Origin of the sequence: Burkholderia latens (genome assembly GCF_902499045.1) — a bacterium.
Taxonomy (GTDB): Bacteria; Pseudomonadota; Gammaproteobacteria; order Burkholderiales; family Burkholderiaceae; genus Burkholderia; species Burkholderia latens.
In genome coordinates this window covers 19,655-30,107 of the sequence record NZ_CABVPL010000069.1, presented here as the reverse complement: position 1 = coordinate 30,107, position 10,453 = coordinate 19,655, and the positions used below count along the sequence as shown (strand labels likewise).

The window sequence follows — 10,453 nt, the reverse complement described above, 5'->3', positions numbered from 1 at the left end:
GCCCGGCTTGCCGCTCCAGCCGCCGCCATTGCCGCCGCCGTAGCTGCGGCCGCCGTTGCCGCCGTAACCGCCGCCCGGCTTGCCGCCGAAACGACGACCGCCGTTACCGCCGCCCGGACGGCCGCGGCCGCCGGCGCGTTCGTTGCGCGGGGGCGCCTTGCGCGGCTCGAAACCTTCGATCACGTTGACCGGCAGCGGCGAACGCACGAAGCGTTCGATGCGCTTGAGCGCGCCTTGTTCGGCGTGGTGCACGAGGCTCACCGCGGTGCCCGAACGGCCGGCCCGGCCGGTACGGCCGATACGGTGCACGTAGTCTTCCGCGAACTTCGGCAGATCATAGTTGAACACGTGCGTGATGCCCGGGATGTCGATGCCGCGGGCCGCGACGTCGGTCGCGACCAGCACGCGCACGCGGCGCTCGCGCAGCGCACGGATCGTGCGGTTGCGCGCACCTTGCGGCAGATCGCCGTGCAGCGCGGCCGACTGGAAGCCGGCGTCGGCGAGGCGGCCGGCGAGCTGGTCGGCGTCGATCTTGGTCGCCGTGAAGATGATCGCCTGGTCGAGCGCGTCGTCGCGCAGCAGGTGATCGAGCAGGCGGTCCTTGTGGTCGCGGTCGTCGACGTAGTGCACCGTCTGCGCGATATTCGCGCGCGATTCGATCTTCGCGGTGATCTCGATGCGCTCCGGATCCTTCAGCAGGCGGCTCGTCAGCGAACCGATCTTGCCGTCGAGCGTCGCCGAGAACAGCATCGTCTGGCGCGACTCGGGCGTCGCGGCGACGATCGTCTCGATGTCGTCGATGAAGCCCATGTCGAGCATGCGGTCGGCTTCGTCGAGCACGAGCATCTTCAGCTCGGACAGGTCGATGCGGCCGCGCTCGAGGTGATCGAGCAGACGGCCCGGCGTGGCGACCAGGATCTCGGGGTTCTTCGCGAGCAGCATCAGCTGCTGGCCGTAGGCGACGCCGCCGAGGATGCTGACCGTGCGCAGGCGCTTCAGGTGCTTGCCGTACGTCGACGCGGCCGTGGTGACCTGCATCGCGAGTTCGCGGGTCGGCGTCAGCACGAGCAGGCCCGGGCGCGCGACGGGTTGCGGGCGGCGCGCGCGGCGATCGCCCTGGTTCGGTTCACGCGGCGCCCGCGGTTGCTGCGCCTGCGCCTTTTGCAGCTGCGCGAAACGCTCGATCGCGGGCAGCATGAATGCGGCGGTCTTGCCCGAGCCGGTCGGGCTCGACACCAGCAGGTCGCGGCCGGCGATGCCGGCCGGAATCGCGCGCTGCTGGACCGGCGTCGGCTTGGCGTAGCCGGCGGCCTGCAGCGCGGAGACGATCTCCGGCGACAGCCCGAGCGACGCGAAAGTCGGCTCGTCCGACGCCGGTTCGGCCGCGGCCGGTGCGGCGGCGTCGAGACCGAGTGCCTGGTCGGCGATCGCGTTGAGCGGGCTGGTGTTGATGCTCGAAGTCATAACAATCCTTGAAACACAGTGGGTGAAACGTCGGCGCCAATCGCGCATACCCAAGTCGTCGGATTCAGCGAGCAAATCGGGAAACGGGTGCAATCCGCCGAACCTTCGGCGGATGAGGCATTAGAAGCTGTTTTGGGTGCGGCGCGCTTCTGGAGCGGGGCCGCCAGCCTAGTTGACGACCGCGAGGGTCGAAGCAGGAGGGGACAGGTTCTAAACCGGATTGGAGCTTAACGCTACGAGGCGTCGGGCCGGAACGGCTTGCGAGCCGAGCGCGGAGGTGACGCAGCGAGCATTATAAAGAGATTTGCTGCGCTGCGCCACTGATTTGATTGCTTGTTGCGGCGGCAGGCGCGCTCAGGACGCCGCGCCGTTCTTCAGCGATTCGACGAGTTCGATGTACTGCTGCTTCGCCGCATCCTGCGACGTGCCCTTCAGTGCTTCCCACGCGTCGTACTTGTACTTGCCGACGATGTCGGTGAAGCCCGGCTTGTCGCCGTGCGCGTCGCCATCGGTCGCTTGCTTGAAGAGCGCATACAGGCGCAGCAGGGTCAGGTTGCCCGGTCGCTCCGTCAGTTGCTTGACGTCCACCTGGGCCTGGTCGAAGCGGGCTGCGAGTTCGCTCATCGTGTGTCTCCGTAAGGGTTTCAGATCGGCCGATCTTAACAAGGGGCGCGCCGCGCGGGGTCGAGCGATCCTTCCAAACCGCGCGCCGGGCGGCGCGTGCATCGCGATCGGGGCCGATCGCCCGTCGGAGCGGGGCGCCGCATTACAATGTCGGCCATGACGCAAACAGTGCTCCTCGCCATCGATACGTCGACCGAATACTGCTCGGTCGCGCTGCTGCGCTCGGCTTCGGCCGATGACGCCGTTTCCACCCCGCAAACCTGGGTCCGCCACGAGCTGACCGGCGCCGTGTCGAGCACGCGCGTGCTGCCGGCGATCCAGGAACTCTTCGCCGAATCGGGTCTCGCGTTCGCCGACTGCGATGCGATCGCGTTCGGCGCCGGTCCCGGCTCGTTCACCGGACTGCGTACCGCGACCGGCATCACGCAAGGTCTCGCGTTCGGGCGCGGGCTGCCGGTCGTGCCGATCGGCACGCTGCTCGCGTGCGCCGAGCATGCGCGGCTGCGCGCGCCCGGCACCACGCGCGTGCTGGCCGCGCTCGACGCGCGGATGGACGAAGCGTACTGGGCCGACTTCGCGTGGGACGACGACACGGGCGACTGGCGCACGCTGCATCCTGCGTCGCTCGATGCGCCGGGCGCCGTCGGCGTGCCCGACGCGCCGTTCACGCTCGCCGGCAATGCGGCGGCCGCGTTCGGCGCGCAATTGCCGGCGGCGGCGGCGGCGGCCGTGATCGACGGCGAAGCGCTGCCGCATGCGCTGGCGGTTGCGCACGCGGCGCTGCGTGCGTTCCGGGCCGGCCGTACGGTGCCGGCCGATCAGGCCGCGCCCGAATACGTGCGCGACAAGGTCGCGCAGACGACCGCGGAGCGCGTCGCGGCACGCGCCGCGCAGACGGGCGGAGCCAAAGGATGACGGGCGTATTGTTGAGCGACCGTTATTTGTCGCCGATGACCGACGCCGATCTCGACGAAGTCGTCGCGATCGAGCAGGTCGCGTACGAGTTTCCGTGGAGCCGCGGTAACTTCGAGGATTCGCTGCGCAATGGTTATTTCGGCGTATGCCTGCGCCACGTGACGGGCGCGCTCGTCGGCTATTGCGTGCTGATGCCGGTGATCGACGAAATGCACCTGCTGAATCTGTGCGTCGCGCCGGCCGCCCAGCAGTCCGGCGCGGGGCTCGCGCTGCTGCGTGAAGCGGTGCGCATCTCGCGCGCGGAACGGCTCGACGGCGTGCTGCTGGAGGTGCGGCCGTCCAATCCGCGCGCGATTCATCTGTACGAGCGCTTCGGCTTCGTGACGATCGGCCGGCGCAAGAATTACTATCCGGCGCGGCATCGGAGCCGGGAGGACGCGATCGTGATGCGTCTGACGCTGAACAAGGACGAAGGGGATGCGCATGGCGTGGGCTGAAGCAGCGCTCGAAGAACTGGGGCTCGCGCAGATCTGGGTGCGGCGCGGGCAGCATGCGCAGCACGGTGAAGCCGCGCAGGCGCAGGTTGCGACATCGGGCGTGGCCGACGATGGGCCGGCCGTTGCGGCCGCAACTGGCGCTGCGGCACCGCAAACGACGGCGGACCGGCTGCACGACGTGCAGCCGCCTGCACGCGAGGTGCCGCGTAACGACACGCCGCCGGCTGGCGCGGCGGCGCGTGCTACGGCACCCGCCGGCGAAGCCGGCAGCGCGGCCGCACGCAGCGCGATGGACGACGATCGTGCGTCCGCCGGCGCCGCGGACGACGTCCCGCCGCTCACCGAAGACGATTTCGCGTGGTTCGACGCGGCGGCGCCGGGCGATCCGTTGCCGCCCGCCGAATCGCGTCCTGCCGCGACGCCGGTCGCGATGCTCGACTGGGATGCGCTCGCCGCGCGCGTGGCCGGCTGCACGAGCTGCCGCCTGTGCGAGAAGCGCACCAATACCGTGTTCGGCGTCGGCGATCGCGAGGCGGACTGGATGCTGATCGGCGAGGCGCCGGGCGAGCACGAGGACAAGCAGGGCGAGCCGTTCGTCGGCCAGGCCGGCAAGCTGCTCGACAACATGCTGCAGTCGCTGGCGCTCAAGCGCGGCGACAACGTCTACATCGCGAACGTGATCAAGTGCCGGCCGCCCGGCAACCGCAATCCGGAACCCGACGAGGTCGCGCGCTGCGAGCCGTATCTGCAGCGCCAGGTCGCGCTCGTGAAGCCGAAGCTGATCGTCGCGCTCGGCCGCTTCGCCGCGCAGACGCTGCTGAAGACGGATTCGAGCATCGCGTCGCTGCGCGGCCGCGTGCACACGTACGAAGGCGTGCCGGTGATCGTCACCTACCACCCGGCGTACCTGCTGCGCAGCCTGCAGGACAAGTCGAAGGCGTGGGCCGACCTGTGCCTCGCGCGCGACACGTTTCTGCGGGCGGCGGACGCCGGCGCGAACGGGCCGGCCGGGCCATGACCCGCGGCGCGGCGCTCGCGTTCGTCGATACGCTGCGCGACGCCGCGGTTCGCGATCTCGGCTGGCTTCTCGCGAGTCCGAGCCTGCTCGCCGCGGCGCCCGGCGCGCCGCTTGCGCATCCGTGGTCCGATGCGGTCGAACGGGTGGCCGTCGAGGCGTGGCTCGTCGCACTCGATGCCGCGCCCGAGCCGCTGCACCGCGCGCTCGACGGAGTGAGGCCGGTGCGGCTCGGCCGCTACGCCGAATGTCTGCTCGAATATTTCCTCACGCACGGGCCGTCGCTGCGGCTCGTCGCCGCGAACCTGCCGCTGCGCAGCAACGGCAAGACGCTCGGCGAAGTCGATTTCCTCGTCGATGCGCCCGGCGGACGGCGCCTGCATTGGGAACTCGCCGTGAAGTGCTATCTGTGCGCGCCGGTGGCCGGCGGCGCGTCGCTGGCAGACTTCGTCGGCCCGAACCTCGTCGACCGGCTCGACCGCAAGCGCAGCCGCTTGCTCGACCATCAGCTGCGGCTCAGCGATCGTCACGGGTTTGCGCTGCTCGGCTACGGCGCGCCGTCCGATGCGCAGATGTTCGTGCGCGGCTGGCTGTTCTATCCGCACGGCGCGGCGCTGCCGCCGGTGTCCGCGGAAATCGCCGCCGATCACCCGCGCGGCTTCTGGCTCACGCACGCGCAGTGGCCGGACTGGGCTGCCGCGCAGCCTGACGGCGCAGCGTGGAACGTGCTGCCGCGGCTGGCGTGGCTCGCGCCGCGGCGGGCGGGCGCCGAAGCCGCGCCCGAACCGCTCGCGCATTCGCCGACGCTGCCGCCAGTATTGACCGCGCGGCAGGCGCCCGCGCTGATCGGCGTGCATCGCCGGCACGACGACGGCGTATGGCGGGAGATCGCGCGCGGCTTCATCGTGCCGGACGACTGGCCGGCACGCGCGCAGGCGTTCGCCGCGCAGGACCGCTGAGCGCGCGTCAGCCGGCGCTCACCACCAGCGATGGAAGTGATGGACGGGCCCGACGCCGCGGCCGACGTCGAGCTTGCCGCTCGCGGCGATCGCGCCGGTGAGGTACGCCTTCGCTTCGCGAACCGCGCTGTCGAGATCGGGCCGCTGCGGCAGCAGCGCGGCGATCGCCGACGACAGCGTGCAGCCGGTGCCGTGCGTATTGCGGACCGGCACGCGCGCGCCGTCCAGCCGCACCGTGTGCGCCGCATCGACGAGCCAGTCGGGGCTGGCGCCCGCATCGGGCAGGTGGCCGCCTTTCATCAGCACGGCGCGTGCGCCCGTCTTCAGCAGCGCGCGGCCTTGCCGCACCATGTCGTCTTCGGTGGTTGCGTGCGCATCGCCGAGCAGGGCGGCCGCCTCGGGCAGGTTCGGCGTGACGACGGTCGCGAGCGGCAGCAGCGCGTCGCGCAACGCGTCGACCGCATCGGGCGCGAGCAGCGCATGCGCGCTCTTCGAGATCATCACGGTATCGAGCACGACGAAGCGCGGCGCGTAACGCCGCAGCGCGTCGGCCACCGCGTGCACGATCGCCGCGTTCGCGAGCATGCCGATCTTGACCGCGTCGATGCGGATGTCGTCGAACACCGCGTCGAGTTGCGCGGTCACGAACGCGGCGTCCGGCGCGTGCACGCCGGTCACGCCGCGGGTGTTCTGCGCGGTCAGCGCGGTGATCACGCTCGCACCGTACGCGCCGAGCGCGGAGAAGGTCTTGAGGTCGGCCTGGATGCCTGCGCCGCCGCCCGAATCGGAGCCGGCGATCGTCAGGACGTTGGGAATCGGGTGCGTCATGATGGCAGTGCGCCGGTTCGAAGACCGGCGCCGGCGGACGGAAGCGAAAGGAAACGCAAGTGTAGCGTCAGTGGCGCGATTCGCCGATCAGTGCGACCGAGTCGAACTGCCGCTGGTTCGCCTGGTGACGGCGCATCACGAGCCACATCGTCAGGCACACGAACGTGCCGAACAGCACGATCACGACGCCGACCGGCACGTCGAGCCAGACCAGCACTGCATAGAGGCACAGCATCACGAGCACCGACAGGTTCTCGTTGAAGTTCTGCACCGCGATCGAGTGGCCGGCCGACAGCAGCACGTGGCCGCGATGCTGCAGCAGCGCATTCATCGGAACCACGAAGTAGCCGGACAGTGCGCCGACGCAGATCAGGAAGATGTACGCGACGATCAGGTACACGGGCACGCGCAGGTGGCCGAAGTGCACGGCCCAGTGCGCCGGGAACAGATCGCGCGTGTAGAACGCCATCAGCATGACCGCGATGCCCATGATGATGCCGACGGGCAGCACGGTGAGCGACTTCTTCAGCGGAATCCGTGCGGCGGCGGCGATCGCGCCGGCCGCGACGCCGACCGCGACCACCGCCTGCAGGATCGCGCCTTCGGACAGCGACATGTTGAGCGACACCTCGGCCCACTTCAGCACGATGAATTGCAGCGTCGCGCCGGCGCCCCAGAACAGCGTCGTGACCGCGAGCGAGATCTGGCCGAGCTTGTCGCGCCAGAGCACCATGAAGCAGTCGGCGAAATCGGTGAGCAGCTTGACCGGGCCGCGTTCCTGCTTCGGATAGCGCGCCCCGGTATCGGGAATCCGCAGGTTGAAGATTGCGGCGACCACGTAGATCGCCATGATGATCGCCATCGCGGCTTCGGCCGGCGTGCCGATCCATGACGGCGTGTGCGCGATCACGTGCGACGCGATGTGCGGGCTGATCAGCGCGCCGCCGAGCACGGTGCCGAGGATGATCGAGCTGACGGTCGTGCCTTCGATCCAGCCGTTCGCGGCGACGAGCCGGTCGGCCGGCAGCAGCTCGGTCAGGATCCCGTATTTCGCGGGCGAATAGGCGGCGGCGCCGAACCCGACGATCCCGTACGCGATCAGCGGATGCGCGCCGAACAGCATGATCAGGCAGCCGGCGACCTTGATCGTGTTGGTGATGAACATCACGCGGCCCTTCGGACGCGAATCGGCGAACGCACCGACATACGCCGCGAGCACCACATAGGACAACACGAAGAACAGCTTGAGCAGCGGTGTCATCCAGTTGGGGGCGTGGAGGTCTTTCAGCAGGGCGATGGCGGCGATGAGAAGCGCATTGTCGGCCAACGACGAGAAAAACTGCGCGGCCATGATGGTGTAAAAACCTTTTTTCATCTGATGCGATGCTTTCGTCGCTGCGGCAGGGCCGCGTAGGCCGCCTGGTATGCGATCGGCTTATTCCGTTCGAAATGGGTTGTGCGCACGGCTTTATAACACGAAAATACGGCAATTCGGACTAGCAAGATTCCCCGATCGTTCCGCAAATTGTCGGCTTCGGTGCTCAAAAGGCGCGGTAAGCTGATGATTCGCAAGCGTCTTTACGTAAATTTCCCATGCCGCGCCCGATCTCCGCCACCATCCATACCGCCGCTCTCGCGAACAATCTCTCCGTCGTCCGCCGCTTTGCCGGCCCGTCCAAGGTCTGGGCGGTCGTCAAGGCGAACGCGTACGGCCACGGTCTCGCGCGCGTGTTTCCGGGCTTGCGCGGCACCGACGGCTTCGGCCTGCTCGACCTCGACGAGGCGGTGAAGCTGCGCGAGCTGGGCTGGGCCGGCCCGATCCTGCTGCTCGAAGGATTCTTCCGCTCGACCGACATCGACGTGATCGACCGCTACAGCCTGACGACCACCGTCCACAACGACGAGCAGATGCGGATGCTGGAGACGGCGCGGCTGTCCAAGCCCGTCAACGTGCAGCTGAAGATGAACAGCGGGATGAACCGGCTCGGTTATACGCCGGAAAAATACCGTGCCGCGTGGGAGCGCGCCCGTGCGTGCCCGGGCATCGGCCAGATCACGTTGATGACCCATTTTTCGGATGCCGACAACGAGCGCGGCGTCGCCGAGCAACTCGCGACGTTCGAGCGCGGCGCGGAAAACATCGCCGGCGCACGCAGTCTCGCGAATTCGGCCGCCGTGCTGTGGCATCCGGACACGTACTTCGACTGGGTGCGGCCGGGGATCGTGCTGTACGGTGCGTCGCCGTCGGGTGTGTCGGCCGATATCGCCGACACGGGGCTGAAGCCGGCGATGACGCTCGCGTCCGAGCTGATCGCGGTGCAGACCATCGCGAAGGGGCAGGCGATCGGCTATGGCTCGACGTTTCTGGCGCAAACGCAGATGCGGATCGGCGTCGTCGCGTGCGGCTACGCGGACGGCTATCCGCGCGTCGCGCCCGAGGGCACGCCGGTGATCGTCGATGGCATCCGCACGCGGATCGTCGGCCGCGTGTCGATGGACATGATCACCGTGGACCTGACCCCGTGCCCGCAGGCGGGGGTCGGTGCGCGGGTCGAGCTGTGGGGCAATGCGCTGCCGATCGACGACGTCGCGCGGCATTGCGGGACGATCGGCTATGAACTGATGTGCGCGGTCGCCGCCCGCGTGCCGGTGCGCGCGGAATAAGGGCAGCACGCGTGGCCAAACAGAAAACCGTCTACGTCTGCAGCGAGTGCGGCGGACAAACCCCGAAGTGGCAGGGCCAGTGCCCGTCGTGCCAGGCCTGGAACACGCTCGTCGAATCGGTCGCCGAGTCGCCGGCCGCCCATCGCTTCCAGTCGCTCGCGAAGCGCGCGCCCGTGCAGCGCCTCGTCGACATCGAGGCGGCCGACGTGCCGCGCTTCTCGACCGGCATCGGCGAATTCGATCGCGTGCTCGGCGGCGGGCTGGTGCCGGGTGGCGTCGTGCTGATCGGCGGCGATCCGGGCATCGGCAAGTCGACGCTGCTGCTGCAGTCGCTCGCCGACATCGCGAGCGTGCGGCGCGCGCTCTATATCAGCGGCGAGGAATCGGCCGCGCAGATCGCGTTGCGCGCGCAACGGCTCGCGCTGCTCGACGGCGGCGCGCCGGCGGCCGAACTGAAGCTGCTCGCCGAAATCCAGCTCGAGAAGATCCAGGCGGCGATCGACGCCGAACGGCCGGACGTCGCCGTGATCGACTCGATCCAGACCGTCTATTCCGACGCGCTGACGTCGGCGCCGGGCTCGGTCGCGCAGGTGCGCGAGTGCGCGGCGCAGCTCACGCGTATCGCGAAGCAGTCGGGCACCGCGATCATCATGGTCGGGCACGTGACGAAGGAGGGCAACCTTGCGGGCCCGCGCGTGCTCGAGCACATCGTCGACACGGTGCTGTACTTCGAAGGCGACACGCATTCGTCGTTCCGGCTCGTGCGCGCGTTCAAGAACCGCTTCGGCGCGGTCAACGAACTGGGCGTGTTCGCGATGACCGAGCGCGGGCTGCGCGGTGTCGCCAACCCGTCCGCGCTGTTCCTGTCGCAGCACGAGCAGGTCGTGCCGGGATCGTGCGTGCTGGTCACGCAGGAAGGCACGCGCCCGCTGCTCGTCGAAATCCAGGCGCTCGTCGATACGGCCCACGTGCCGAATCCGCGCCGGCTCGCGGTCGGTCTCGAGCAGAACCGGCTCGCGATGCTGCTCGCAGTGCTGCACCGGCACGCGGGCATCGCGTGTTTCGACCAGGACGTGTTCCTGAACGCGGTTGGCGGCGTGAAGATCACCGAACCGGCCGCCGACCTCGCGGTGCTGCTCGCGATCCATTCGTCGATGCGCAACAAGGCGCTGCCGAAGGGGCTGATCGTGTTCGGCGAAGTGGGGCTGGCGGGCGAGATCCGGCCGTCGCCGCGCGGCCAGGAGCGGCTGCGCGAGGCCGCGAAGCTCGGTTTCACGGCCGCGCTGATCCCGAAGGCGAATGCGCCGAAGCAGCTGATCGAAGGGCTGAACGTGATGGCCGTCGAGCGGCTCGAGCAGGCGATCGACCGCGTGCGCGATCTCGAGTGACCGTGGGCGGCCGGCTGTACGGTGCGCCGGCCACCGGTGTTCTGTCGCGTAATGGGTTGTAAAGAATATGTAGGCTGCTGTAACCCGCCGGACATCGCT

Annotated in this window: 10 protein-coding genes; 6 read left to right on the top strand and 4 right to left on the bottom strand. The window is 69.1% G+C overall.

Annotation, left to right across the window (positions count from 1 at the left end):
- Together BSE24067_RS30165 and BSE24067_RS30160 are read right to left on the bottom strand one after the other, a co-directional pair.
- On the bottom strand, positions 1 to 1,464 hold a 1,464-nt coding region (locus tag BSE24067_RS30165; RefSeq protein WP_174904961.1), incomplete at its 3' end, for a DEAD/DEAH box helicase.
- 354 nt (positions 1,465 to 1,818) lie between these two features.
- Complete coding sequence (locus tag BSE24067_RS30160; RefSeq protein ID WP_151066780.1) at positions 1,819 to 2,088, bottom strand: acyl-CoA-binding protein; 270 nt, start codon at positions 2,086 to 2,088, stop codon at positions 1,819 to 1,821.
- A 147-nt stretch (positions 2,089 to 2,235) separates the two neighbouring features.
- On the opposite strand from BSE24067_RS30160, the gene tsaB reads away from it, so the two are divergent.
- Genes tsaB through BSE24067_RS30140 form a run of 4 tightly spaced genes read left to right on the top strand, consistent with a single transcriptional unit; the run spans position 2,236 to position 5,474 of the window.
- Complete coding sequence (gene tsaB, locus BSE24067_RS30155; protein ID WP_151066782.1) at positions 2,236 to 3,003, top strand: tRNA (adenosine(37)-N6)-threonylcarbamoyltransferase complex dimerization subunit type 1 TsaB; 768 nt, start codon at positions 2,236 to 2,238, stop codon at positions 3,001 to 3,003.
- Entirely contained in the window at positions 3,000 to 3,500 is a 501-nt protein-coding gene (rimI, locus tag BSE24067_RS30150; protein WP_151066783.1) for a ribosomal protein S18-alanine N-acetyltransferase, read from the top strand. Before tsaB ends, rimI begins: the two co-directional genes overlap by 4 nt.
- A complete protein-coding gene (locus BSE24067_RS30145; RefSeq protein ID WP_151066785.1) occupies positions 3,487 to 4,518 on the top strand; it encodes a uracil-DNA glycosylase in 1,032 nt (343 codons plus the stop codon). The genes rimI and BSE24067_RS30145 overlap by 14 nt, the downstream gene beginning before the upstream one ends.
- Positions 4,515 to 5,474: a DUF1853 family protein gene (locus BSE24067_RS30140; RefSeq protein ID WP_151066787.1), complete on the top strand. Its 960-nt coding sequence runs from the start codon at positions 4,515 to 4,517 to the stop codon at positions 5,472 to 5,474. The genes BSE24067_RS30145 and BSE24067_RS30140 overlap by 4 nt, the downstream gene beginning before the upstream one ends.
- 18 nt (positions 5,475 to 5,492) lie before the next feature.
- Here the strand turns inward: BSE24067_RS30140 and thiD are convergent, their stop codons facing one another.
- Together thiD and lplT are read right to left on the bottom strand one after the other, a co-directional pair.
- Positions 5,493 to 6,302: a bifunctional hydroxymethylpyrimidine kinase/phosphomethylpyrimidine kinase gene (gene thiD / locus BSE24067_RS30135; protein ID WP_151066788.1), complete on the bottom strand. Its 810-nt coding sequence runs from the start codon at positions 6,300 to 6,302 to the stop codon at positions 5,493 to 5,495.
- A 67-nt stretch (positions 6,303 to 6,369) separates the two neighbouring features.
- Positions 6,370 to 7,677: a lysophospholipid transporter LplT gene (gene lplT, locus BSE24067_RS30130; RefSeq protein ID WP_151066790.1), complete on the bottom strand. Its 1,308-nt coding sequence runs from the start codon at positions 7,675 to 7,677 to the stop codon at positions 6,370 to 6,372.
- A 218-nt stretch (positions 7,678 to 7,895) separates the two neighbouring features.
- Between lplT and alr the strand changes: the two genes are divergently transcribed.
- A complete protein-coding gene (gene alr / locus BSE24067_RS30125) occupies positions 7,896 to 8,966 on the top strand; it encodes an alanine racemase (protein WP_151066792.1) in 1,071 nt (356 codons plus the stop codon).
- Positions 8,967 to 8,977: 11 nt separating this feature from the next.
- The gene (radA, locus tag BSE24067_RS30120; protein ID WP_151066794.1) at positions 8,978 to 10,354 is read left to right on the top strand and encodes a DNA repair protein RadA; all 1,377 of its coding nucleotides are present in this window, start codon (positions 8,978 to 8,980) and stop codon (positions 10,352 to 10,354) included.
- The last annotated feature ends 99 nt before the right edge of the window (positions 10,355 to 10,453 follow it).

Excerpts from the sequence above, each read along its gene's own strand:
- BSE24067_RS30145 (WP_151066785.1), top strand. The coding sequence starts at position 3,487 with ATGGCGTGGGCTGAAGCAGCGCTCGAAGAACTGGGGCTCGCGCAGATC.
- lplT (WP_151066790.1), bottom strand. The coding sequence starts at position 7,677 with ATGAAAAAAGGTTTTTACACCATCATGGCCGCGCAGTTTTTCTCGTCG.
- rimI (WP_151066783.1), top strand. The coding sequence starts at position 3,000 with ATGACGGGCGTATTGTTGAGCGACCGTTATTTGTCGCCGATGACCGAC.
- BSE24067_RS30160 (WP_151066780.1), bottom strand. The coding sequence starts at position 2,088 with ATGAGCGAACTCGCAGCCCGCTTCGACCAGGCCCAGGTGGACGTCAAG.
- alr (WP_151066792.1), top strand. The coding sequence starts at position 7,896 with ATGCCGCGCCCGATCTCCGCCACCATCCATACCGCCGCTCTCGCGAAC.
- BSE24067_RS30140 (WP_151066787.1), top strand. The coding sequence starts at position 4,515 with ATGACCCGCGGCGCGGCGCTCGCGTTCGTCGATACGCTGCGCGACGCC.
- thiD (WP_151066788.1), bottom strand. The coding sequence starts at position 6,302 with ATGACGCACCCGATTCCCAACGTCCTGACGATCGCCGGCTCCGATTCG.
- tsaB (WP_151066782.1), top strand. The coding sequence starts at position 2,236 with ATGTCGGCCATGACGCAAACAGTGCTCCTCGCCATCGATACGTCGACC.